General features: G+C 73.3%; 23 protein-coding genes. 9 read left to right on the top strand and 14 right to left on the bottom strand.

Features of this window, described 5'->3' with window-relative positions; translation table 11 throughout:
- The 4 genes from K8Z49_RS12465 to K8Z49_RS12450 all read right to left on the bottom strand — a co-directional run bounded on the left by K8Z49_RS12465 (window position 1) and on the right by K8Z49_RS12450 (window position 3,002).
- Entirely contained in the window at window positions 1-711 is a 711-nt protein-coding gene (locus tag K8Z49_RS12465) for a phosphoadenylyl-sulfate reductase (protein WP_021599343.1), read from the bottom strand.
- Complete coding sequence (locus K8Z49_RS12460; RefSeq protein WP_021599342.1) at window positions 708-875, bottom strand: hypothetical protein; 168 nt, start codon at window positions 873-875, stop codon at window positions 708-710. The genes K8Z49_RS12465 and K8Z49_RS12460 overlap by 4 nt, the downstream gene beginning before the upstream one ends.
- Window positions 876-891: 16 nt before the next feature.
- The gene (locus tag K8Z49_RS12455) at window positions 892-2,544 is read right to left on the bottom strand and encodes a nitrite/sulfite reductase (RefSeq protein WP_075020345.1); all 1,653 of its coding nucleotides are present in this window, start codon (window positions 2,542-2,544) and stop codon (window positions 892-894) included.
- Window positions 2,545-2,831: 287 nt separating this feature from the next.
- Entirely contained in the window at window positions 2,832-3,002 is a 171-nt protein-coding gene (locus tag K8Z49_RS12450; RefSeq protein ID WP_161791054.1) for a hypothetical protein, read from the bottom strand.
- Window positions 3,003-3,247: 245 nt separating this feature from the next.
- Between K8Z49_RS12450 and K8Z49_RS12445 the strand changes: the two genes are divergently transcribed.
- From K8Z49_RS12445 to K8Z49_RS12435, 3 genes are read left to right on the top strand one after another with little or no spacing between them, the layout of a single operon-like run.
- Window positions 3,248-4,414: a YihY/virulence factor BrkB family protein gene (locus K8Z49_RS12445; protein WP_412518849.1), complete on the top strand. Its 1,167-nt coding sequence runs from the start codon at window positions 3,248-3,250 to the stop codon at window positions 4,412-4,414.
- Window positions 4,415-4,453: 39 nt separating this feature from the next.
- Entirely contained in the window at window positions 4,454-5,473 is a 1,020-nt protein-coding gene (locus tag K8Z49_RS12440) for a phosphotriesterase (protein ID WP_412518847.1), read from the top strand.
- A gap of 34 nt (window positions 5,474-5,507) precedes the next feature.
- Window positions 5,508-6,224: a phosphoribosyltransferase gene (locus K8Z49_RS12435; protein WP_075020348.1), complete on the top strand. Its 717-nt coding sequence runs from the start codon at window positions 5,508-5,510 to the stop codon at window positions 6,222-6,224.
- Between the two features lie 341 nt (window positions 6,225-6,565).
- On the opposite strand, the gene K8Z49_RS12430 is transcribed toward K8Z49_RS12435, so the two are convergent.
- The 4 genes from K8Z49_RS12430 to K8Z49_RS12415 all read right to left on the bottom strand — a co-directional run bounded on the left by K8Z49_RS12430 (window position 6,566) and on the right by K8Z49_RS12415 (window position 10,211).
- The gene (locus K8Z49_RS12430; RefSeq protein ID WP_021600082.1) at window positions 6,566-6,862 is read right to left on the bottom strand and encodes a WhiB family transcriptional regulator; all 297 of its coding nucleotides are present in this window, start codon (window positions 6,860-6,862) and stop codon (window positions 6,566-6,568) included.
- Between the two features lie 184 nt (window positions 6,863-7,046).
- Window positions 7,047-7,952 carry a sucrase ferredoxin gene (locus K8Z49_RS12425; protein WP_412518844.1) on the bottom strand — a complete coding sequence of 302 codons (906 nt, stop codon included), beginning with the start codon at window positions 7,950-7,952 and terminating at the stop codon, window positions 7,047-7,049.
- 100 nt (window positions 7,953-8,052) lie between these two features.
- On the bottom strand, window positions 8,053-9,606 hold the full coding sequence (locus K8Z49_RS12420; protein WP_412518842.1) for a glycerol-3-phosphate dehydrogenase/oxidase: 1,554 nt from the start codon (window positions 9,604-9,606) through the stop codon (window positions 8,053-8,055).
- Window positions 9,603-10,211: a TetR/AcrR family transcriptional regulator gene (locus K8Z49_RS12415; RefSeq protein WP_412518840.1), complete on the bottom strand. Its 609-nt coding sequence runs from the start codon at window positions 10,209-10,211 to the stop codon at window positions 9,603-9,605. The genes K8Z49_RS12420 and K8Z49_RS12415 overlap by 4 nt, the downstream gene beginning before the upstream one ends.
- 64 nt (window positions 10,212-10,275) lie before the next feature.
- Here K8Z49_RS12415 and K8Z49_RS12410 point away from each other — a divergent pair, with 64 nt between their 5' ends.
- The 5 genes from K8Z49_RS12410 to K8Z49_RS12390 all read left to right on the top strand — a co-directional run bounded on the left by K8Z49_RS12410 (window position 10,276) and on the right by K8Z49_RS12390 (window position 17,346).
- Window positions 10,276-11,877: an FAD-binding oxidoreductase gene (locus K8Z49_RS12410; RefSeq protein ID WP_412521042.1), complete on the top strand. Its 1,602-nt coding sequence runs from the start codon at window positions 10,276-10,278 to the stop codon at window positions 11,875-11,877.
- 5 nt (window positions 11,878-11,882) lie between these two features.
- Entirely contained in the window at window positions 11,883-12,776 is an 894-nt protein-coding gene (locus K8Z49_RS12405) for a diacylglycerol/lipid kinase family protein (RefSeq protein ID WP_021599001.1), read from the top strand.
- A gap of 402 nt (window positions 12,777-13,178) precedes the next feature.
- Complete coding sequence (locus tag K8Z49_RS12400) at window positions 13,179-14,693, top strand: metallophosphoesterase family protein (protein WP_412518838.1); 1,515 nt, start codon at window positions 13,179-13,181, stop codon at window positions 14,691-14,693.
- Window positions 14,694-14,846: 153 nt separating this feature from the next.
- A complete protein-coding gene (locus K8Z49_RS12395) occupies window positions 14,847-15,359 on the top strand; it encodes a DUF4234 domain-containing protein (protein WP_021598998.1) in 513 nt (170 codons plus the stop codon).
- A gap of 310 nt (window positions 15,360-15,669) precedes the next feature.
- Entirely contained in the window at window positions 15,670-17,346 is a 1,677-nt protein-coding gene (locus K8Z49_RS12390) for a bifunctional 3'-5' exonuclease/DNA polymerase (RefSeq protein WP_412521040.1), read from the top strand.
- Here K8Z49_RS12390 and K8Z49_RS12385 read toward each other — a convergent pair.
- Entirely contained in the window at window positions 17,328-18,014 is a 687-nt protein-coding gene (locus K8Z49_RS12385) for an SGNH/GDSL hydrolase family protein (protein ID WP_412518835.1), read from the bottom strand. The two genes, K8Z49_RS12390 and K8Z49_RS12385, sit on opposite strands and share 19 nt — an antisense overlap.
- 11 nt (window positions 18,015-18,025) lie before the next feature.
- Window positions 18,026-19,411 (bottom strand): MFS transporter, encoded by a 1,386-nt coding sequence (locus K8Z49_RS12380; RefSeq protein WP_021597303.1) that lies wholly within the window; start codon window positions 19,409-19,411, stop codon window positions 18,026-18,028.
- A 115-nt stretch (window positions 19,412-19,526) separates the two neighbouring features.
- Between K8Z49_RS12380 and K8Z49_RS12375 the strand changes: the two genes are divergently transcribed.
- Window positions 19,527-20,138 (top strand): TetR/AcrR family transcriptional regulator, encoded by a 612-nt coding sequence (locus tag K8Z49_RS12375; RefSeq protein WP_075020354.1) that lies wholly within the window; start codon window positions 19,527-19,529, stop codon window positions 20,136-20,138.
- A 73-nt stretch (window positions 20,139-20,211) separates the two neighbouring features.
- On the opposite strand, the gene K8Z49_RS12370 is transcribed toward K8Z49_RS12375, so the two are convergent.
- Genes K8Z49_RS12370 through K8Z49_RS12355 form a run of 4 tightly spaced genes read right to left on the bottom strand, consistent with a single transcriptional unit; the run spans window position 20,212 to window position 23,625 of the window.
- Window positions 20,212-21,012, bottom strand: coding sequence for an ABC transporter ATP-binding protein (locus tag K8Z49_RS12370; protein ID WP_075020355.1), 801 nt, complete (start codon window positions 21,010-21,012; stop codon window positions 20,212-20,214).
- 56 nt (window positions 21,013-21,068) lie between these two features.
- Window positions 21,069-21,872 (bottom strand): ABC transporter permease, encoded by an 804-nt coding sequence (locus K8Z49_RS12365; protein ID WP_021597306.1) that lies wholly within the window; start codon window positions 21,870-21,872, stop codon window positions 21,069-21,071.
- On the bottom strand, window positions 21,869-22,645 hold the full coding sequence (locus tag K8Z49_RS12360; RefSeq protein ID WP_075020356.1) for an ABC transporter permease: 777 nt from the start codon (window positions 22,643-22,645) through the stop codon (window positions 21,869-21,871). Before K8Z49_RS12360 ends, K8Z49_RS12365 begins: the two co-directional genes overlap by 4 nt.
- Window positions 22,642-23,625, bottom strand: a complete 984-nt coding sequence (locus K8Z49_RS12355; RefSeq protein ID WP_021597308.1) for an ABC transporter substrate-binding protein — start codon at window positions 23,623-23,625, stop codon at window positions 22,642-22,644. The genes K8Z49_RS12360 and K8Z49_RS12355 overlap by 4 nt, the downstream gene beginning before the upstream one ends.
- Window positions 23,626-23,747: the final 122 nt, after the last annotated feature.

The raw sequence follows: 23,747 nt of genomic DNA, 5'->3' as shown, positions 1-23,747 counted from the left end.
TCACAGGTGGATGCCGCACTCGGTCTTGCCCAGCCCGGCCCAGCGGCCGCTGCGCGGGTCCTCGCCGGGCGCCACCGGCAGGGTGCACGGCTCGCAGCCGATCGAGGGGTACCCGTCGTAGTGCAGCGGGTTGATGATGACCCCGTTGTCCTCGATGTAGTTGTCCATGTCCTCCTGGGACCAGTCCAGGATCGGGTTCACCTTCACCATGCCGCGCTTGCGGTCCCACTCGACCACCCTGCGGTCGCGGCGGCTCGCGGTCTCGTCCCGGCGGATGCCGCTGAACCAGGCCATGTAGCCCTCCAGCGCGCGGCCGAGCGGCTCCACCTTCCGCAGGTGGCAGCACAGGTCCGGGTTGCGGCCGAACAGCCGGGGGCCGAGCGCGGCCTCCTGCTCCTCGACCGTGCGGGACGGGGCGACGTTGATGACGTTCACCGGGTACACGGCCTCGACCGCGTCCCGGGTCCCGATCGTCTCGGCGAAGTGGTAGCCGGTGTCGACGAACAGCACGTCGATGCCGGGCTTGACCTTCGACACCAGGTGGATCAGCGCCGCGTCCGACATGGACGAGGTGAGGCAGATACGGTCGCCGAACGTGGCGGCGGCCCAGCGGATGACCTCCAGCGTGGGCGCGCCCTCCAGCGCGGCGGCGGCCGACTCGACGATGTCTTCGAGGTCAAGGGTAGGTCTGTCGGTCTCCAGCAGGGTCACCGAGGGATCTCCTTGCTCGCGGTGCGGGGAGCCCCGACACCGAGGAATTTCAGCGTGAAAGAGCGGAGGCAGTCGGGGCAGAACCAGGAGCCGTGCTCCTCGCGGGGCTCCAGGTTCTCCTCGCCGCAGTAAGGGCAGTAGAACGGCGCCATGCGCTCGCTCATCGGTCTCCGCCCGCCCTTACTTGAGGTCGGCGTCGTCGGCGCGGTGCACCCATTCGGCGAACGTCTCGCCGTCGGTGCGCTGCGCGTCGAACTTGCGGACGACCCGTTCGACGTAGTCGGTGAGCCCGGCCGAGGTGGTCTTCAGCCCGCGGACCTTCTTGCCGAACGACGCGCCGAGCTGCCCGCCGAGATGGATCTGGAAGCCCTCGACCTGGTCGCCGTTCTCGTCCACGACCAGCTGGCCCTTCAGCCCGATGTCGGCGACCTGGATGCGGGCGCAGGCGTTCGGGCAGCCGTTGACGTTGATCGTCAGCGGCTGGTCGAAGTCGGGGAGCCGCTTCTCCAGCTCGTCGATCAGGTCCATCGCGCGCTGCTTGGTGTCGACGATCGCGAGCTTGCAGTACTCGATGCCCGTGCACGCCATCGTCTGGCGGCGGAACGTGGACGGCCGCACCTGCAGGTCGTGCTTCGCCAGCTCGTCGGCGAGCGCCTCGGTGTTCTCCTCCGGGACGTCCAGGATGACCATCTTCTGCTCGATGGTCGTCCGGACCCGGCCCGAGCCGTAGCGCTCGGCGAGGTCGCCGATGACGCCGAGCAGCTCGCCGTTCACCCGGCCCACGCGCGGGGCGAACCCGACGTAGAAGTTCCCGTCCTTCTGCGGGCGGATGCCGACGTGGTCGCGGCGGGCGAGCGGCGCGGCCGGCTCGGGGCCGTCCGGCAGCGCGAACCCGAGGTACTCCTTCTCCAGCACCTCGCGGAACTTCTCCGCGCCCCAGTCCTTCATCAGGAACTTCAGCCGCGCGCGACTGCGCAGCCGCCGGTAGCCGTAGTCGCGGAAGATCGACGTGACGCCGTGCCACACCACGCTGGTCTGCTCCGGCTTCACGAACACGCCGAGGCTCTGCGCGAACATCGGGTTGGTCGACAGCCCCCCGCCGACGTACAGCGCGTAGCCGGTCTCGCCCGCCTCGTTCACCACGCCCACGAACGCGATGTCGTTGATCTCGTGGACGGTGCAGTGCGCGGTGCATCCCGACAGCGCCGTCTTGTACTTGCGCGGCAGGTTGGAGAACTCGGGCGAGCCGATGTACTTGTCGTGGATCTCGCGCAGGTCGGTGGTCGCGTCGATCACCTCGTCGGCGGCGATCCCCGCGAGCGGGCAGCCGATGATGGTGCGCGGGACGTCGCCGCACGCCTCCATCGTGTGCAGCCCGACCGTCTCCAGGGCCTCCCAGATCGCCGGGACGTCCTCGATCCGCACCCAGTGCAGCTGGACGTTCTGCCGGTCGGTGATGTCGGCGCTGCCGCGGGCGTACCGCGTGGAGATGTCGGCGATCGTGCGAAGCTGCGGGCCGCTCAGCTGGCCGCCGTCGATCCGCACCCGCATCATGAAGTAGCGGTCCTCGAGGTCCTCGTCCTCCAGCGCGCCGGTCTTGCCGCCGTCGATGCCGGGCTTGCGCTGGGTGTACAGGCCCATCCAGCGGAAACGGCCGCGCAGGTCGGCCGGGTCGATCGAGTCGAAGCCGGTCTTGGAGTAGATGTCGATGATGCGGCGGCGGACGTTCAGGCCGTCGTCGTTCTTCTTGTTCTCTTCGTTCTTGTTGAGCGGTTCCCGGTAACCGAGGGCCCACTGGCCCTCGGCCTTCTTGCGCTTGATCGCGGGTGGCACGGCGCGCGTCCTCGTCTGTGATCGTGAGGGACGCGTAGCGCACCGGCGCTCTGAGGCAGCCGGCTCGACGCTGAGCAGGATGAAGTCAAAGGTGACGCCGATGCGCCACGCGCCCGGCTGAGCTGGGGCGTGGTCGGGGCGTCAGCGACAGATCGCGCTGCGGACGCGGAGGAAGTCGACGTGCCGGCGCTTGGCCAGCAGCGGGTCCGCGGCAGTCATACTCGAACTCTGACATGACGTCTCGCGGGCTGTCCAGCCGCGTCCGGCATGCGGACGGGTGAGATTCGTCATCCCTGCCGCCTCCAGTTCACCGGAGGCTCGCCGTCCCGGCCGGTCGCGGGCCCGTCGTCGCGGCGCTCGTCGCCGGGCGTCGCGGGCTCCGGGCGATGCTGGCAGTCGCACCAGGACCCGCCACGGCACTCCTCGTGGCGGTGCTCTCGGCACGACGGGCAGATCATGTCTCCCATTGTCACCCATAGAGGCAAATGCCCGGATCATCCGGTGGCCGGACGAGGACGATCATGATCCGGATGACGTTCCGCGGCGTCAAAGCGGGTATGGGCAGGGAGACGTGCAGAGGCCGGGCGGCGGGACTGCGGATCGGCGGGACGGGGGAGGCGATCGGCGCGCCACGCGCGAAGCGGACCAGTGAAATGGGCGAGGCGGCATGTTCCGGGCGCGTAACGCTCTACGGTGGGGTGGTGTGACCACCGTCTCCGACGCCGCCGGCGTCCCACCCGCCGGGGACTCGGGCGCCGAGGAGGGCCGCGACGGCCCCGATCCGGGCGTGCGCGCGGAGCCCGGCGTGCGCGAAGAGCCGGACGTGCGCGCAGAGCCGGACGTGGACGCACGCGAAAAGCCGGACACGCGGGAAGAGCCGGACGCACCCGAAGAGCCGAGCCTGGGCGAACGGGCGCTCGCGCGTTCCCGCGCGGCCGCGCGGGCGGCACCCGGGGTCGCGTGGACCCTGACCAAGGGCACCGCCGTCGGCGCGTTCCGCTACCGGGTGACCGGCCTGGCCGCCGAGGCGGCGTTCTTCGCGCTGCTGTCCCTGCCGCCCCTCGTCATCGGGCTTATCGGCACGATGGGCCACCTGCGCGGCCTGTTCGACAGGGAGACCGTGGCGGACATCCGCAACTGGGTGATCGAGCAGGCGCAGACCGTGCTGACCGGGCCGGCCGTCGACTCGGTCGTCGAACCGCTGATCGACGACGTGATCAAGGGCGGGAGTCCCGACATCGTGTCGGTCAGCTTCCTGATCTCGCTGTGGGCGGGGTCGCGGGCGACGAACGTCTACGTCGACACGATCACGATCGCCTACGGGCTGTCCGGCGTGCGCGGGGTGATCCGCACCCGGCTGCGCGCGTTCTTCCTCTACCTGGTCGGCCTGCTCGTCATGCTGATCGTCATCCCGCTGCTGGTGGCCGGCCCCACGCTGGTGCGGCAGGTGCTCCCGGAGAGCGCCGCCGCGGTCCAGTTGCTGTACTGGCCGGTGGTGGTGAGCCTGTCGATCATCTTCCTCTCGCTGCTGTACCACGTGAGCATCCCGGTGCGGACGTCCTGGTGGCGCCAGGTGCCCGGCGGCGTGCTGGCGCTGCTGATCTGGATCGTCGGCAGCTTCAGCCTGCGGCTCTACCTGGCCGGGTCGCTGAGCGGGGTGTCGGTGTACGGCCCGCTGGCCGCCTCGATCGCGGTCCTCGCCTGGCTGTACGTCGCCGCGCTCGCGGTGCTGATCGGGGCCGCGCTGAACGCCGAGATCGACCGGCTGTGGCCGAGCGGCGACACCGCCCGGGTGCGCGCCCTCCGTGACGCGGAGGACGCGCCGGAATCCCCTGACCAGGGGCCCGCGGGTAAAAACAGCCTCGATTGAGGTCCTGAAAAGGGCAAACATGTCGTACCCTCGCGTGGCATGACCCCCCGTGAGGACACCGGCCGGCTCCGGACCGTGACCGGCACGATCGCGACGTCCGACATCACCGGGCCGGTGCTCTCGCACGAGCACCTGCAGATGGACCTGCGCTGGCCGGCGCGCCCGCAACTCGCGGCGTCCGACCCGGGCCGGTGGCTGGACGAGGAGAAGGCCGTCCAGCGGGAGCTGTCCGGGCTGCGCAAGGAGCACGGCCTCGGCCTCGTCGTCGACCTGACGTGCTCGGGCATGGGACGCAACGCCGCCGCGCTCGCCCGGATCAGCGCGGGCGCCAGGGTCGCCGTGGTCGCCGGGACGGGCGTGTTCACCGAGCCGTTCCACCCCGAGTTCGTCCGCGAGACCCTCGCCGCCGCCACGGCGGTTCATTCTGGGGGGACGACCCCCCAGAATGAGCATTGGGGCCCTTCCGCCGTCGACCGCCTCGCCGAGCGGCTGCTCGCCGAGGTCGGCTTCGGCATGGACGGCACCAACTCGCTGCCGGGCGTCATCGGCGAGATCGGCACCTGGGGCGAGGCGCCCACCGAGACCGAGGAGCTGTGCCTGCGCGCCGCCGCGCAGGCCGCCCGCTACTCGGGCCTGTCCGTCGCGACGTACGGGCGGGCGGGCCTCGCCCAGCTGGAGATCCTCACCGGCGCCGGGCTCGCCCCGGAGCGCGTCGCGGTCGGCCAGCAGGACCGGGTGGACGACCCCGGCCAGCACCGCAAGATCGCCGAGACGGGCGGCTACGTCTCGTTCGGGACGCTCGGCCTCGCCGGCGACGGCAGCGCCTCCGTCGGCGCCCGCGTCCGCTGCGTGCTGGACCTGCTGGAGGCGGGGCACGCCGACCGGGTGCTGCTCAGTACCGGCGTCTCGCGCATGGCGCAGGTCACCCGCTACGGCGGCTCCGGGTACGGGTACCTCTTCGACACGTTCCTGCCCGCCCTGCGGGCGGCCGGCGCCGACGACGCCACACTGCGCACGATCCTGCGAGACAACCCGCTGCGGTGGCTCACCGCTTCCTGAGTGGGTAGGGATCACCCCGGAAGGGGGTGAGCCGATGTCCTGGGACAAGACAGCACCCGGAGACTTCCAGCAGGCGCAGACCGTCCGGCTCCCCTACGCCGACCGCGCCGAGGCGGGCCGCGTGCTCGCCGAGCGCCTCGCCCCGATGGGGCTGGACGGCGCCGCGGTCCTCGCGCTGCCGCGCGGGGGCGTGCCCGTCGGTTACGAGATCGCCCGGCGCCTCGGGTCCCCGCTGGAGGTGCTGGTGACCCGCAAGATCGGGTATCCGCCGCAGCCGGAGCTCGGGGTCGGCGCGATCGCCGAGGGCGGCGCCCCGGTGTTCGACGCCGAGCTGCTGGCCCGGCTCGGGCTCCGCGAGGAGGACCTGGCCCGCACGGTGGAGGCCGAGCGCGCCGAGCTGGCGCGCCGCGTGGCCGCCTACCGGCACGGCCGCCCGCTGCCGGAGACCGCCGGACGCCCGGTGGTCGTCGTGGACGACGGGCTGGCCACCGGCGGCACCGCCCGCGCTGCCGTGCGGGCGATGCGCGAGCGCGGCCCGTCGCGGCTGGTCCTCGCGGTGCCGGTGGGGGCCGCCGAGACGGTCCGGAGCCTGCAGCCGGAGGTGGACGACCTGGTGGTGCCCGCGGCGCCGTGGGAGTTCCGGGCGGTGGGCCAGTGGTACCGCGACTTCGACCAGCTCACCGACGACGACGTGATCGCGTGGCTGGACCGCGGCCGGCGGCCGGCCGGAGGGGCGCCGGGGACGGCCTGAACCGCGGGCGCGAGAGGGCGTCCCGAGGCCGTCCCGAGGGCCTGCCGGGGGGTCCCGGGGGCGGGCCGTCCCGGCGGCGGACGCCGGGTCCGGGCCGAATGGTGTCCGCGCGAATTCCCGAAAATTGGCCACGGCGCGATGCCCGATGCGGTAAAAGGCGGCCGCGCGGTATGTCGTGGCACGATGTGTCAAGCCGTAACGCACATGTGACGAACGGGCCGGGCCCGGCCGGGAGGGACCGGGCCCGGGCAACGCAAACGGCCCCGCGGGGCGGGGCCGTGACGTTTCAGGTGGCGTGCCGGGGATCGCGATGGGAGCGTTCTGGCGGCCTGCGTTCTCGGTTAGGCGGCGTTGGCGCGGCGCATCCGGCGACGGCGCTCGGACGCGCGCTCGTCCTCGTTCAGGCCGCCCCAGGTGCCGTACTTCTCGGGCCTGGACACCGCGTAGTCCAGGCACTCCGTGCGAACGGGGCAGCCCATGCAGATCTGCTTGGCCTTGCGCTCGCGGATCTCGCGCTCGGGCTGGCGTTCGCCATCGGGACCGAAGAAGAGGACGAGGTCTTCCCCCCGGCACGCCGCGGCGTCCTGCCAGCCCCAGCTGGGACGAGGGAGGTTTGCCTGCCGACGTACCTGAGCCATGGAACACCCACCTTGATTGGTTTCGAACAAATTCGGGACATGGACGCTCGACGTACTTCAGATGACATGAGTCAGAAGCGCCGAAAGTTCCAACGTCTGGAGTTGCCGCTCTGTTCCCCGCCCGGTTACTCCGGAAACGTGGGGACGTGCGACAGGGAGACCCTCGAATGGGGCCTCCAGGAGATTACACGAGGGCGGCCTCGTTGAGAAGGGTGAGTTCCCTAACAACGTAGGTTCTCTGGTTCTCCCCGCAGCCCGTGCCGCACGGGTCCGGCTGCTGGACGGCCTCCATGATCACCCGGTAACGGCTCTGCCGGGCGACAACGACCGCTTCGTACGGAGATGTCCCAATGACGGATTCCACCGCCACCTCGTCCAGGCCGAGGCACCCGGTGTGCTCCCGGACGAAGTGCTCGGCCGCCTGCGCCGGCTCGGGCGTCCCGGCCCGTCCGCGCAGCCTTTCGAGGACCACCTCGCCCCGCAGGTAGGCGTCCACCGCCGTGGTCGCCTCCGCTTCGCCGAGGTCGCCGTACGAGAGGCCGTGGGGAAGACATACCAAATTCGCCGCAAATCGGTCACCGCCGACGTGGGTGGTTTCCCAGATGAGGCGATCGAAACGTGTGGCCAGCGCGCGGGCCAGCGGCGCCCCGGTGCGGGCGCAGCACGCGTTGTGGCGCCCGTGCGTGCAGACCAGCAGGACCGGCTCCGCCACCCGGTCGCCGAGGCCCGGTGACCGGCCCGCGGCGAGCGCGCGCAGGTCGAGCAGCGCGAGTTCGCCCGGGTCGGCGAGCTCGCGTCCCTCGATCCAGGCCTCGCCCCCGCGCGCGCTCCCCGCGTAGACCTGCAGTGGCGGGGTGGGGCGGCGGCGGCCGGGCCGGCGGATCAGCTGCGGCCGGACGCCCGCCTTCTTCGCGGCCCGGACGACCTCGGCGACCGGGGCCGGGCCGGAGAGGTCCTCGACGTGCTCGGGCCAGGGGCCGGGGTGCTCGACGAGCAGCCAGGCGCCGGCCTTCACGGTGGCGGTCGCCAGGCACGGCCGCTCGCCCGTGTGGCTCCCCGGGCAGTGCCCGCAGCCCTTGGTGCCCGTCACCCCTGGTCCCCCCCGTTGATCTTGGATGCGATTAGGTAAGGTTAACCTAATAAACCGCGTCCAAACCATGAAAGGTGAGACCCGAGGGGTGACGGAGGTCTCAGTGATGTGCCGCCCGGGACACGAGCGCCTCCGCCGCCGGCAGCGCGGCCTCCCGGTCTGAGGCGACGAGACCGATCCTCGTGCGCCGGTCAAGCAGGTCGTCCGCGTCGAGGGCGCCCTCGTGCAGGACGGCCCACGCGAGCTCCGCCCCCGTCACCGGCAGTCCCGGCACGACCGGCTCCGGGAGCGCCGGGTCCTCCGCGGCGAGCGCGGTCAGCAGCGGCGCCTCGGTCCCGTACCGCTGGACCAGGCGGGAGGGCGCGTCCAGCGCGTCCAGCCGGGCGCGGGGGGCGGCGCCGACGAGGGGGAGGCGCGCGGTCCGGCTCGGCCCGGCGGGCAGCCCGCGGGCGCGCACGACCGCGTCGACGGCGTCCTGCGCCATGCGCCGGTAGGTGGTCAGCTTGCCCCCGACGATCGTGACGACGCCGTCCGGTGAGGTCAGGACCGCGTGCCGGCGGGAGATGTCGGCGGTGTCGCCGCCGTCCCCCTTGTCCAGGAGGGGGCGCAGGCCGGCGAACGCGCCGATCACGTCGGAGCGGCGCACCGGGACGTCCACCGCCGAGTCCAGGACGTCCAGCAGGAAGCCGATCTCGGCCTCCGTCGGCTCCGGGACGTCCGGGATGGCCCCGTCCGCGGGCTCGTCGGTGAGGCCCACGTAGACGCGGCCGTCGCCCTGCGGGATCACCAGCAGGTACCGGCTGCTCGCGCCGGGGACCGGGACGTGCATCGCGGCGGTGAGCCCGCGCAGCGTCTCGGCCCGGATCACCAGGTGGGTGCCGCGCGACGGGCGCAGCCGCACCCCGTCCACCAGGCCGCCCGCCCACACGCCCGCCGCGTTCACCACCGAGCGGGCCCGCACCGCGAACTCCCGGCCGGTCAGCTCGTCCCGGACGAGCGCGCCGTCCCCGGCCAGCCCGATCGCGCGGCACCGGGTCAGCACCCGGGCGCCGTGCCCGGCGGCGGTCCGCGCGATCGCCGTGACGAGCCGGGCGTCGTCGGCGAGCTGCCCGTCCCACGACAGCAGCCCGCCGCGCAGCCCGTGGGGGCGCAGCGCGGGCGCGAGCCGGAGCGTCTCGACCGCCGACAGCCGGCGCGGGCCCGGCAGCACCGAGCGCGGGGTGCGGGCGGCGAACCGCAGCAGGTCCCCGGCCCGCATCCCGCCGCCCGCGAGCAGCGCCTGGGAGCGCGGCACGAGCGGGGTCAGCGGCAGCACGAACGGCAGCGCGCGCACCAGGTGCGGGGCCGTGTGCCGCATCAGCGCGCCGCGCTCGACGGCGCTCTCGTGCGCGACGTCCACCTGCCCCTGCGCGAGGTACCGCAGGCCGCCGTGGATCAGCTTGGAGCTCCACCGGGACGTGCCGAACGCCAGGTCGCGGGCGTCGATCGCGGCGACCGACAGCCCCCGCGAGGCGGCGTCCAGCGCGGCGCCCGCCCCCGTCGCGCCGAGGCCGACGACCAGCACGTCCACCACCTCGCCGGGGAGGGCGGCGAGGTCGCGCTCCCGGCGCGCCGCGTTGAGCGAGGTCCGCGGGTCGGGTCCGGTGGTGTTCATGGCGCGAGCGTCCTCTCCAGGATGTGGCGCAGTTCGGCGTCGAGCGCGTCGGCGTCCAAGGCGGGGTCGTCCGCGTCGATCATGATCGGCGCGGACAGCGCGAAGGACTGGACGACGAGCAGCAGCGCGCGGGCCTGCCGGCCGGGGTGGCCGGGGCGGATCGTCCCGTCCCGGTGGCCGGCGGCGATGGCCTCCTCGAACCACGCCAGGAAGGCCTCCTGGCTGGCGCCGCGGCGGTCCAGCAGGTAGGGCAGCAGCAGCTCCGGGTCCACCTCGATGATCTTGCGGAGCAGCGGGTGCTCCCGGAGCGTCCGGACGCCGGTGACCAGGCCGTCCACCATCCTCGGCCGGACCGGGCGGCCGTCGTCGGGCGGCTGCAGTGCCGCGCCGATGCCGGTCCACTCGCGGGTCATGAGGTCGGCGACGATCGTGCGGACGTCCGGCCACCGGCGGTACAGGGTCATCCGGGACACCCCGGCCCGGCGCGCGATGTCGGTCAGCGTCGTGCGGCGCATCCCGACGGCCAGCACGCAGTCGCGCGCCGCGTCGAGCACGGCGTCGTCGTCGGTCCGCCCGCCGTTCCTGTTGTGACGATTCGACGTCATGTGTCACAGTGTAAGCACACGGACGGGAGGCCCGGTGACCGGAGACAGGGTGCAGGCGCGGGACATGCTGTGGAGCGGCTGGGGCGACCCCTCCAGGGCGGCGCCGCTGCCCGAGCCGATGGTCGGGCTGCTGCGCGACCTGCTCGGCGTGCGGCCCGCCGAGGCGCCGCCGGTCGCGCTGGCGGACGTCGCGGTCGCCGAGCCCCGGCTGTCCGGGGACGACCTGACCGCGCTCGCCGGCATCGTCGGGGACGGCGGCGTCCGGGCCGACGCCGAGACGCGCGTCCGGCACACGCGCGGCAAGTCGACGCCCGACCTGCTGCGCATCCGCGCCGGGGACACCTCCGACACCCCGGACGCGATCGTGCTGCCGGGCTCCCACGAGGAGGTCCTCGCCGTGCTGAAGGCGTGCGCCGAGCGCCGTGTCGCGGTCGTCCCCTTCGGCGGCGGCACCTCGGTCGTCGGCGGCCTCGCGCCCCGGCTCACCGGACGCGGCGCGCGCGCCTTCATCGCCCTCGACCTGCGGCGCATGGACCGGCTGGTCTCGCTCGACGAGGTCTCGCGCACGGCCGTGCTCCAGCCGGGGCTGCGCGGCCCGGCCGCGGAGGCGCTGCTCAACGAGCGCGGCTACACCCTCGGCCACTTCCCGCAGTCGTACGAGTGGGCGACGGTCGGCGGCTTCGCGGCGGCCCGGTCGAGCGGGCAGGCGTCCGCCGGATACGGCCGGTTCGACGACATGGTGGCCGGCCTCACCGTCGCCACCCCCGAGGGGTCCCTGGACCTCGGCCGGGCGCCCAGGTCGGCCGCCGGGCCGGATCTGCGGCAGCTCGTCCTCGGCTCCGAGGGCGCCCTCGGAGTGATCACCTCCGTGCGGGTCAGGGTCCATCCGGTCCCGGAGGCCCGGGAGTACGAGGGCTGGCGGTTCGCCTCGTTCGCCGAGGGCGCCGCCGCGCTCCGGCGGCTCGCGCAGGACGGCCCGGTGCCCGCCGTGCTCCGGCTGTCCGACGAGGCCGAGACGATGGTCGGGCTGGCCGACCCGGCGGCGATCGGCGGCGGGTCGTCGGCCGCCGGGTGCCTGGCCGTGCTCGGGTTCGAGGGCACTCCGGCGCAGGTCGCCGCGCGCGGGTCGGCGGCCGCCGACGCCCTCCGCGACGCGGGCGGCGAACCCCTCGGCACCGGGCCGTGGGAGAAGTGGCGGCACGGCCGCTTCGACGCCCCCTACCTGCGCGACTCCCTCCTCGACGTGGGCGCGTTCGTCGAGACGCTGGAGACCGCGGCGTTCTGGTCGGGCGTCCCCGCGCTGTACGAGGCGGTCCGCAACGCCCTGATCGGGACGCTGTCCGGGGCGGGTACGCCACCGCTCGTGATGTGCCATATCTCGCACGTGTACCCGTCCGGGGCGTCCCTCTACTTCACCGTCGTGTCCGCGCAGGGCAAGGATCCCGTCGAGCACTGGGACCGGGCCAAGCGCGCGGCCAACGACGCGATCGCCGGGGCGGGCGGGACGATCAGCCACCACCACGGGGTGGGCACCGACCACCGCGACTGGTACGCCCGGGAGATCGGGCCGCTGGGCGCCGCGGTGCTCCGCGCCGTCAAGGACCGGGTCGATCCGGCCGGGATCCTCAACCCGGGCGTCCTCGTCCCGCCGGCCCCGGAGGAGTAGCCGCCATGCGCGCCTTCACGGCGATCGTCAACCCGGCGGCGGGCGGCTCCGCGGCCGCCTCCCGCGTGATCCCGCTGGGCCGGCTGCTGCGCGACGCGGGCGCCGAGGTCGACGTCGAGTACAGCCGCGGCATGGAGCACGCCGCGTCCGCCGCGCGGGCCGCGGCGGAGGCCGGGCGGGTGGTCCTCGGCGTCGGCGGGGACGGCATGGTCGGCTGCGTCGGCGGGGCCCTGGCCGAGATGGACGCGGGCGCGGACGCACTGTTCGGCATCGTGCCCGCCGGCCGGGGCAACGACTTCGCCCGTCAGCTCGGCGTCCCGTCCGGCCCGGACGAGCTCGCGCGGCTGCTGCTGGAGGGCGAGCCGCGGGCCGTGGACGCCATCGACGCCAACGGGACGGCCGTCCTCGGCAGCGTCTACGCGGGCGTGGACGCCGTGGCCAACGACAACGCCAACCGGACGCGTCTGCTGCGCGGGTCCGCCGCCTACTACGTGGGGGCGCTGCGCGCGATCGTCTCGTGGCGGCACGCCGACTACCTGATCACCGTGGACGGCGAGGAGCACCGCCGCGAGGGCTACACCGTCGTCGCCGCCAACTCCGGCTACTACGGCTTCGGCCGGCACATCGCCCCCGACGCCCGCGTCGACGACGGGCTGCTCGACGTGGTGCTCATCCGGAAGGCGCCGAAGACCTTGTTCTTCTCCGTCATGCGCGAGCTGGAGAGCGGCGCGCACGTCCGGCGGCCCGAGGTGGAGGTCATGCGCGGCCGGGAGGTCCGGATCGAGCTGGCCGGCCCCGCCGGCCGGACGCTCCCGTACGGCGCGGACGGGGAGCTGCCGGGCGTGCTGCCGGTCACGGCGCGGGTCCTCCCGGGGGCCCTGCGGGTCCTGGCCCCCTGATCCCCGGATCCCGCCGAGGTTTTGGTCCCGCGTTTGGGCCGGTTTACGCCCCCATTACGGCCACCCGGATAGCGTCGTTTACGTCCCGCTTTCGGGACCAAGGGGCCGTCTGTGGAGTCATCATGGGAAGGCGACCACGAGCTCGCCGTTCTGGGGGGACTCATGATGACCGCGGGCGCCCGGATCGTGGTGGCGCCGGCGTCTCTGGGGGTGGCGCCGGTGGCCACCACGTGTAGCTGAATCCCGCTCCATCACCCGGTATCGGGCCGTGCGCCGCGCGGCCCGATCGTCCTGTCCGCCGGCCTTCCGCCCGCTTTCCGCCCGCCGCCGTGTTCGCTTGACGTCGCGGGCGCCTCCGTACAGGCTGTGCGCATCCCCTCACCCCCTGGCCGGAGGCGTTCTGTGTGTGCCGAGGTTTCCCCCGAACCCGACAACTCGCGGACCTCGGAGGCGGGCGCCGGATGGGTCTGCCAGAAGCCCGGCACCTTCAACGACCTGCTGCCCGAGCGCGTCCCCGACTTCTCCTGGCGCCGGCCGTCGGTGCTGTGGCGGTCCCGCAACGACGTGGTCGCGCGCCTGTTCGGCGACCCGTCGAACACGATCCGCCGCCGCTGCGTGGCCGCGCTGCGCGAGCGGGGCACGCCGGCCGCCTTCACCGTCCACCGCTCGGCGCCGGAGTTCTCGTTCGCGCTGCTCGGCGACACCGGCGAGGGCGACCGGTCGCAGTACGCGGTGGTGCCGCCGCTGCTGCACGCCGCCGCCGGCACCGACTTCATGATCATCGCCAGTGATGTGATCTACCCCGCCGGGGACGCGGGGGAGTACCCGGAGAAGCTCTTCCGCCCCTACAAGGACTACCCGGCCCCCATCTTCGCCGTGCCCGGCAACCACGACTGGTACGACGGCCTGCGCGGCTTCCTGCACGTCTTCTGCGACCTGGACGCGGACTGCTCGCCCCCGCCCTGGCGCGGTCCCCTCTCGTTCATCCCGCGCCTGCTGTGGCGGCACTCCGGGGCGGTCGACCCCGACGCGCTGGCCGAGGCCCGCCGGACGTACCGGGGCGCGGCGGGCCAGCAGGGCGTCCAGCCGGGACCGTACTGGGCGATCGACACGCCCTCGCTGCGCGTCGTCGGCATCGACACCGGGATCACCGGCGCCCTGGACCGCGAGCAGGCCCGCTGGCTGCGGGAGGTGTCCGGTGGGCCGAAACCCAAGCTGCTCGTGACCGGAAAACCGCTGTACGTGGACGACGAACGCCGTCCGGGGCGGATCGAGGGCGGCGGGACGGTCGACGAGATCGTCCGGGACCCGGCGCACAACTACGTGGCCGCGATCGGCGGGGACATCCACAACTACCAGCGCTACCCGGTGCGGACCGCCGACGGCCGGACGATCCAGTACATCGTCGCGGGCGGCGGCGGCGCCTTCATGCACGCGACCCACACGATCCCGCGCACGCGCGTGGTGGAGGAGAACGAGTTCCGCTGCTACCCGCTGCGCGGCGACTCCCTCTCGCGCTACAGCAAGCTGTACGGCCGGTGGCTGCGGCTCCCGAAGCTCTTCGATCTCACCCCCGAGGAGGCCACGGCCGCCGTCCGGCACCGGCTCGGCATCCGGCCCGGCCGCGGGTACAAGGGGCCCGACCCGTCCCGCCGCGCGCGCTTCGTCGCGGCCGTGCTCGGCGTTCCGCGCGACGGCCGCCGCCGTCCCCGGTTCCTGCGGCTGCCCGTGCACAAGCTGCCGCAGCGGTTCCGCTCGGAACTGGCCGACTGGGACGCGCCGCCCTTCTTCAAGAGCTTCCTGCGCCTGGACGTCACCGAGTCGCATCTCCGCATCCGCTGCTACGCGGCGACCGGTTGCGGCGACCAGGAGACGGCGCCGCCGTGCGAGGACGAGGTGACGATCGCGCTGCGATAGCGGGTGGTTTGGAGGATCGGCCAGGAATGCCGGGAAAGTCGGTGATCTTGGCTCGCGACGTGCTCGAATACCGTTACAGTCGTGGCTCACCACACGGGTGAACGGTAACGGACGGTCGGCCGGAAAACGACCGCGTCCTTCAGGAGCTTCTCAATGAGTTACCCCCAGCAGGGTCAGGGCCAGCAGCACCCTCAGCAGCAACAGCAGGCCTACCAGGGCGGCTACGCGCCCGCCCCCGCGCAGCAGCAGGCGCCCACCGCCCGCGGCGCCGGCCAGAACATGAAGCGCCGCAACCCGATCGGCGCCTGGCTCGGCCTGCCGATCATCACCTTCGGCATCTACGGCCTCGTCTGGTTCTTCAAGGTCCACAACGAGCTGCACGAGTACGACCGCCGCATCGACAACGCCGCCGTCAACGCGCTGCTGTCCCTGCTGTTCGGCAGCATCACCCTCGGCATCTGGCCCCTGATCATGTGGGTCAAGCTCGCCGGGCGCATCGCCCAGGCCCAGCGCGCCGCCGGCCTCCAGCCCAGCTGCAGCGGCGGCATGGGCTTCCTGCTCGGCATCCTCGGCTTCGGCGTCCTGTACTACCAGCTCCAGCTCAACAAGGTCACCGACCGCTACGGCGACACCCCCGCGGGCCAGCAGGTCTCCCTGGTCGCGTAGTTTGTTTGCGTTCCTCTCCTCCTTCGGCCCTGGCGGGCCTCCATCGTCGAGAAACGCGCGCGATCGCTGGCATCGCTCCGGCTCGCCTTGCGGCTCGCTGCGCGATCAGGTTCTCGCTTCGCTTGAACCTGCCTTCGGACGCGATCGCAGCGGCTGAGGTCGTCGGTGGTCGAGGTTCAGACGCTCTGAGCAGCGGGCCGCGGCCCTGGCCTGCTGAACCGGTTCGTGGAAGGCCCCTTCGGTTACCCCCGGAGGGGCCTTCTGCGTGCCCGGTTCTGTCGGTGGTCGGGAGGACAATGGGTTCGTGAGGATGGCGGTGGCCGCTGGGCCCGGGGGCGGTGGCGCGCTGCGGGCACTCAGTGAGGACGGGGCGCCCGCCGGTGCTGTTCAGCGCGTCCCGGATCTGGTCGCCGCGATCGCGGAGCGGGAGCGGGGGGAGGCGCCGCGGTGGGTGTGGGGGGCCACGGCGCGGCTCTACCCGCGGCTGCTGGACGCCGGGGTGCGGGTGGGGCGCTGCCACGACCTCGAACTGGTCGAGAGCCTGCTGCTCGGGCACGCCGGGCGGTACGGGGAGCCGCGCTCCGTCCGGGCGGCCTGGGCGCGGCTGCGCGGCGAGCCGGTGCCGGCCGACCGCCCGCCGCGCGAGGAGCCCGCGCAGGCGTCGCTGTTCGACGACGCCGCACGCGACGAGCCCGCCGACGACCTGGAGCAGATCGTCGCGGTGCACGCCGAGCAGCAGCGCGCCATCGCCGGGCTCGGCGGGTTCGCGCTGCTCGCGGCGGCGGAGTCGGCCGGGTCGCTGGTCGCGGCGGAGATGGCGCGCGATGGGCTGCCCTGGTCGGCCGAGGAGCACGACGCGCTGCTCACCGAACTGCTCGGGCCGCGCCCCTCGGGCGGCCTGCGCCCCCGCAGGCTGCAGGACCTCGCCGACAGGATCAACGCCGCGTTCGGCCCTCGGGCGCACGTCAACCCCGACTCCCCGGCGCAGATCCTCAAGGCGTTCGCGTCGGCGGGCCTGCCGATCCCGTCCACCCGCGCGCACGTCCTCAAGCGGCTCGACCATCCGGCCGTCCCGCTGCTGCTGGAGTACAAGGAGCTCTCCCGCCTGCACACCGCGCACGGGTGGGCGTGGCTCGACACGTGGGTGAGCGGTGGCCGGTTCCGGCCCGAGTACGTGGTCGGCGGCGTGGTGTCCGGGCGCTGGGCGACGAGCGGCGGCGGCGCCCTGCAGATCCCGCGCGTCCTGCGCAGGGCCGTGGTCGCCGATCCCGGCTGGTCGCTGGTCGTGGCGGACGCCGCGCAGCTCGAACCGCGGGTGCTGGCGGCGCTGGCCGGCGACCGGGCCTTCGCCGACGCCGCCGCGCACGGCGACCTCTACGCGGCGCTCTCCGACGCCTTCCACGACGACGGCGACGGCGGCCTGAGCGCCCGCGCCAAGGCCAAGCTCGCCCTGCTGTCCGCCATGTACGGGGGCGGGACGGGGGAGGCGGTGCAGCTCCTCGCCGTCCTGAAGAACAGGTTCCCCGACGCCTTCGAGTACGTGGAGGCCGCCGCGCGGGCGGGGGAGCGGGGTCGGCTCGTCCGGTCCCGGCTCGGCCGCACGTGCCCGCCGCCGTCCGCCGGATGGCGCGAGCTGACCGCGGCGGGCGACGACGACGCGGCCGGCCCCCGCCAGGGGCAGGCGGCGCAGGCGCTGCGCGGCCGGGGCCGCTTCACCCGCAACTTCGTCGTGCAGGCGACGGCCGCCGACTGGGCGCTGGCCCTGCTCGGCTCGCTGCGCCGCCGCCTCACCGCGCTCGGCCGCCCCCGGCTGGTGTTCTTCCAGCACGACGAGGTCATCGTGCACACCCCCGTCGAGCTGGCCGCCGACGTCACCGCCGCGGTGCGCGCCTCGGCGGACGAGGCCCGCCGCCTCCTGTTCGGCGACACCCCGGTCGTGTTCCCCATGGACATCGCCGTGGTGGACCGCTACGGCGACGCCAAGTGAGCCGCCAGGGCGCGGATCGTGTTGGCGGCGGCGAACGCGTGCCCGCGGGCGTTGAGATGCAGCTGGTCGCCGCTGTAGATGCCCGGGTCGGCCGCGACGGGATGCCCGTGCGGGTTGTCGACGTGGCAGGCGCCGTGCTCCGCGGCGACCTCGGCGGTCAGGGCGGCCAGCCGCTTCGTCCGCGCCGACATCACCTCCCGGTAACGGGACATGCCGAGGCCGGCGGCCGTGATGTCCAGCAGGCCGATCGTGACCACGTCGGCCCCGGCCGCGCGGAACGCCGCGACCATCGAGGACAGCTCCCGCCGCACCCCGGCGGCGTCGAAGCGCGGGCGGAGCATGTCGTTGCCGCCGGCCACCACGAACGCCAGGTCGGGGCCGAACTCCAGCGCCGGCCGGAGCTGCCCGGCCGCCACCTCGGCGGCGACGAGGTCGCGGCGGCCGAGGTTCAGCGCCGTGAACCCGGGCGCCACCGCGCCGAGCGCCTCTTCGACGCGGTCGGTCCACGACAGGTCGCGGTACCCCGGGACCGGCTCCCGGATCCCCTCGGCGACGCTGTCGCCGATCGTCACCATCCTCGTCCAGGGCGCGTCGGCGAGCAGTGCCGCGGCCTCCGCGGCGGGGAGCACGGACGGGTCCGTCCACTCCGACAGGGTCGTCTCGATCATCGTCTCTCCTCTCAGGACCTCGCGGGACGGACGGCGAGGAGCATCCCCGCGGCGGCCGTGCCCGCGGCGGCGAGCGTGCAGAACAGATAGACGGCGGTGTAGTCGCCGTGCGCCGCGCGGCCCGGCAGGAGCGCGGCGAGGACGGCGATGCCGAGGGCGCCGCCGAGCTGGCGGGCCGTCGTGTTGAGCCCGGTCGCGCCGGCGAACCGCAGCGGGCCGGCCGACAGCGCGGCGGCCGAGGCGGTGCCCGTGGTCACCATCCCCATCCCCGTCCCGACCAGCAGGCCCACCGGCAGCCAGAACGTGAGGAAGTGCGGCTCCGCGGGCAGCGAGACGACCGCCCACACCCCCGACACGATCATGATCAGCGCGCCGCCCGCCACCGCGGGACGGACGCCGGTGCGGGCGGTGAGGCGGCCCATCACGATCGCCGCCGCGGTGGCGGTGAACGCCCCGGGCGTCGAGGCGAGGCCCGCCTTGAGGATCGAGTAGTGCCACTCCCCGGTCAGGTAGAGCACGCCGAGCAGCAGCCACGCGTACAGGGCCGTCCCGTAGAGGAACGACGCGGCGTTGGCGACGGCGAACTGCCGGTCGCGCCAGAGCGAGATCTCCAGCGCGGGCACCGGATGCCGCACCGACCGCCACAGCGCCAGGGCGACCAGGACGATGCCGCCGAGCAGGAGCGCCAGTGTCCGGGCGTCCGTCCACGCCCAGTCCTGGGACCGGGTCACGCCCAGCGCGACGCCGCCGACGCCGGCGCCGAGCAGGACGGTCCCGGCGAGGTCGGGCAGCCGCCCCGCGGCGCCCTCGGCGCGCGGCAGGCGCAGCCCGCCGAGCAGCATCGCCAGGCCGAACGGCAGGTTGATGACGAACAGCGACCGCCAGCCCAGCTGGTCCACCAGCACCCCGCCCAGGCCGGGGCCGATCGCGGCGGCGAACGCGCCCGCCGCGCTCCACAGCCCGATGCTGCGGGCGCGCCTCTCGGGCGGCGTGTCCTTCAGCAGTAGCGCGAGGGACGCGGGGATCAGCGCGGCCGCGGCGGCGCCCTGCACGCCGCGCGTCACCAGCAGGACCGGCACGTTCGGCGCGACCGCGCAGGCCAGCGAGGCCAGCGTGAACAGCCCGGTGCCCCACAGGTAGAGCGAGCGCCGCCCGACGAGGTCGGCGAGCCGGCCGGCGGGGGCGAGCAGGGCCGCGAACAGCACCGCGTACAGCGTGATCACCCAGGTGAGCCCGGACAGCGAGGTGCCCGGGAAGTCGGCGTGCAGGTCGGCGACGGCCAGGTTGGCGACGGTGGCGTCGAGCATGGCCAGGAACGTCGCCCCGGCCGCCAGCCAGGGCACGTCCCGCCGTGCTCCGGCCGCGCGGGGCGGCGCCGCGGTGGTCTCGGCGGTCATGGGTCTGGGCCTCCAGAAAAATAAACGAACGGTCGTACAATCTTCTATCCGGAGGCCCCGCGTCAAGGGGAGGGGAGGATTGACTTAGAACGAACGGTCGTGCAGATTAAGACCCGTGAGCACTGACGGACGTCTCCTCAAGGGAGCGCAGACGCGCAGGGTGATCCTCTGCCGGGCCGCCGACATCGCCTCTGCGGAGGGCCTGGAGGGGCTCTCGATCGGCCGGCTCGCCACCGAGCTGGGGATCAGCAAGAGCGGCGTGTTCACGCACTTCGGCTCCAAGGAGGAGCTGCAGCTCGCCACCGTCGGCAAGGCGGTCGAGGTGTTCCGCGAGCACGTGGTCGAACCCGCCCTCGCCGCCCCGGCGGGGCTCGGGCGCGTCCGCGCGCTGCTGGACGCCTGGCAGCGCTACCAGCGCGAGCCCGTCTTCCCCGGCGGCTGCTTCTTCCACTCCACGATGGCCGAGTTCGACGCCCGTCCCGGCCGCGTCCGTGACGCGATCGCCGCGTCCCAGCGCGACTGGGGCGCCTTCCTGGAGCGCTGCCTGCGCGAGGCGCGGGACCTCGGGGAGATCGACGCGTCCACCGACGTCCCGCAGCTCGCCTTCGAGCTGGAGGCGGCCTGCCGCACGGGCGCCGCGCACGCGCTCCTGTACGACGACCCGTCCCTGTTCGACCGGGCCACGCGGGCGATGACCACCCGGCTGGAAGCGGTCGTCACCGGCTAGGCCCAGCGCGGCTGGAAGATGGCCGGGGCGGACGGGCGTGGTGCCCCGTCCGCCTCGGTCTCTGTCCGCTGCTCTACTTGTCGCGCGAGGATCCCGACGCGGCGGGCGCCGCGCCCGCCACCGTGGCGCCGCCCCGGACGAGCCGCCCCACCTCGGCCCTGAGCTGGACGAACTCCGGCAGCCCCCGGGTCTCGATCTGGTCGCGAGTGGCCGGCAGCCCGACCGGCAGGTCGGCGTGCACCCGGGCGGGCGAGCGGTTCAGCACGACCACCCGGTCACCGACGTAGACGCTCTCGTCGATGTCGTGGGTGACCAGCAGGATCGTAATCTTCTGGGTCCGGTGCACCTGCAGGACGAGGTCCTCCAGGTCCTCCCGGGTCTGCGCGTCGACGGACCCGAACGGCTCGTCCATCAGCATCAGCGAGGGCCGGTACGCCAGCGCCCGCGCGATCGACACGCGCTGCTGCATGCCGCCCGACAGCTGCCACGGGTACTTGCGGCCCGCGTCCGGCAGGCCCACGGACTCCAGCGCCTCCTGCGCCGCGGCGCGCCGCTCCTGGCGGGACTTGCCGCGCCGGCGCAGCGGCAGCGCCACGTTGTCGCGGACGGTCAGCCAGGGGAACAGCGAGCGGCTGTAGTCCTGGAAGACCACCGCGAGGTCGTCCGGCACGCCGTTGATCGCCGTCCCGTCGAGGGAGAGCTTCCCGCCGGTGGGGGTGATCAGCCCGGCGATGCAGCGCAGCAGCGTGGACTTGCCGCAGCCGGACGGCCCCACGATGCTGACCAGCTGACCGTCCGGGACGGTGAGGTCGAGGCCGTCGAGGGCCAGGTGGCCGTCCGCGTAGGAATGCGTGAGGCCGGATATCTGAAGCATGTCGGCCGCCTTATCTGTGTGTGTGCGTACAAAATCGTTGGTAAGGGGGGTTTCGGTCAACCGGCGAGCCTCCGCGCGCCGGCGTGCCAGGCGAGCAGCCGCCGCTCCAAGAGCAGGAACGCGGCGTTGAACAGGAATCCGAGGATCCCGAGCATCACGATCCCCGCCCACATCCGCGGCAGCTCGAAGGAGCGCTGCGCGCCGATCAGCTCGGAGCCGATGCCCGCGGTGCTGCCGAACAGCTCCGACAGCACCATCAGGATCAGCGCGAACGACAGCGCCACCCGCAGCCCCGCGAAGATCTTGGGCGCCGCCGCCGGGAGCACGATCGTCAGCAGCCGGCGCGCCGGGCCGATGCCGAACACGCGCGCCGTGTCGAGCTGGAGCGGCTCCACCGTGCGGACGCCGTCGGCGGTGTTCAGCAGGACCGGCCACACCACGCCGAACGCGATCGTGACGACCTGCATGGTCGCGCCGAGCTGGAAGACCATGATGAAGAACGGCAGCAGCGTCGGCGGCGGCACCGCCCGCAGGAACTCCAGCACCGGGCTGAACAAATCGTCCAGCACCCGGGACCGGCCGATCGCCGCGCCGATCGCGATGCCGGCGGCGCCCGCCGCGGCCCACCCGATGAACAGGTGGGTCAGGCTCGTGGAGAAGTCGTCCACCGCCTTGTCCGAGAGGAACAGCTGGGACGCGGGGCCGGAGAACCACAGCTCGTGCAGGGCCTTGAGGATCGTCGTGGGCGGCGGGAAGTAGGTCTCGTCCAGCGCCCGGGTGAGCAGCTCCCACAGGACGGCGGCGAGCGCCACGAGCCAGCCGCGCTCGGCGATCGCGCGGGTCGCTCTGAGGCCCCTCATGAGGCCCCCTCCACCTGGGCGCCGTGCCAGCGGAACGCGATCCGCTCCAGCCCGAGCAGGCCCATGTTGGCCAGCAGGCCGAGGACGCCGGCCCAGCACGCTCCGGCCAGCAGCAGGTCGGGGCGCCCGCCGCCGGACTGGGTGTCGCTGAGATAGATCCCGACCCCGTCGACGCCGCCGGCGAACAGCTCCGTGCTGATCACGACGATGAGCGCGACGGAGGCGGCGATCCGGACGCCGGTGGCGATGAACGGCGCGGCGCTCGGCAGCGAGACGCGCCACAGCACCGACAGCGTCCCGAACCCGAAGGCGCGCAGGCTGTCCTTGGCCAGCGGGTCGACGTCGCGGAGCGCGTAGAGGGTGTTGATGAGGATCGGCCACAGGCACGCGTAGAAGATCAGCGACATCTTCATCCGCGTCGGGTCCGCGAACAGGATGATGGCGAGCGGGATGAGCGCGACCGACGGGATGGGGCGCAGCAGCTCGACGAGGGCGCGCGCGGCGGTCCCGAGCAGCGGCACCGAGCCGAGCAGGACGCCGAGCGGGACCGCCACGAGCACCGCGAGCGCGAGCCCGCCGAACCAGGCCCGCAGGGTGGCCCCGACGTCGACGAGGAACTCCTGGTCGGCGGCCAGCCTCCCGGCCTCCCGCAGGATCGTCGACGCCGGGGGGAGCGCGGTCTCGTCGACGAGGCCCGTGCGGCTCAGGACCTCGATGACGGCGGCCACGCCGATCACCCCGGCGGCGCCGAGACCGATGCGGCGAGGGCTCATGAAGTCGACGCGAGGAACGTCTTGACGTCGATCGCCTTGTCCACGTAGCCGAACTCCTTCATGAGGTCGGCGACGCGCTGCAGCTTGGCGGCGTCGATCGAGGTCGGGTACGTCCCGTAGCTCATCGAGCCCGCGACCTTCGCGTCGATCCCCTTGGCGTAGCTGGGCAGGATGGTCTGGACGGCCTTCTGGTCGGCGGCGGCCATCCCCTGCGCCTTCTGGAGCGCGCGCTGGAACGCGGCGACCGTCTTCGGGTTCTCCTCGGCGAACTTCTCGGTGACGGCGTAGCCGGCGATCGGCAGGTCGGCCGCCTGGCCGGTGGACAGGTCGGCGACCATGCGGGCGCCCATCGACGTGCCCATCTGGGTGCCGAACGGCTCGATCGCCTGGACGGCGTCGACGCTCTTGGACTTCAGCGCCTGCTCCATGGCGGGCGGGGCGACCTCCACGAAGTTCTTGTCCTCGTCGAAGGTGACGCCCTGCGGCTGGGCGGCGGCGCGGACCAGCATCGTGCTGACGTTGCGCTTGGTGTTGACGGCGATCTTCTTGCCCGCCAGGTCCTTGATCGTCCGGTACGGGGAGTCGCCCCGCACCATCAGGGTGTGCGTCTTGGACGCGGCCCGGAATCCCTCCGCGACGATCTTCGGCTTGAAGCCGGGGTCCTTGGTCCCGGCGGTGAGCAGCGAGACGTAATTGCCGAAGCTGAAATCGAGCCGGCCGCTCTTGAGCAGCGGGATTCCGGCGGCACCGCCCTGGATGACCTGAGTTCTCACGGTCAGGCCCTCGGCTTTGAACAGCCCCTTGGACAATGCGATCTGGACGGGTGCGGTGTCGGCGACCGTCATGGTGCCGAGCGTGATCTGCGATTCTTCCAGGCCGTTGGCCGACGTCTTCTCGTCGGAACCGCCGCAGGCCGTGGAGAGCGCAACCGTGAGCGCGAGCACGCCGGCGAAGGCGGCTCGGGAGTGGGAAGCAAACATGAGCGACGCTCCATGGACGGGGGAAATCGCTGGGGGTCAACCCTGAACGCGCGGGGAGCGTAGCGCACGAAGGCCACGCTCCGGGAGAGGCGGGAGCTCAGTGCTCACTTACGTGAAGAGGT

Source organism: Actinomadura madurae (assembly GCF_047130825.1).
Lineage (GTDB): Bacteria > Actinomycetota > Actinomycetes > Streptosporangiales > Streptosporangiaceae > Spirillospora > Spirillospora madurae.
The sequence above is the reverse complement of the archived record's forward strand: the minus strand, read 5'-3'. Positions and strand labels throughout refer to the sequence as shown.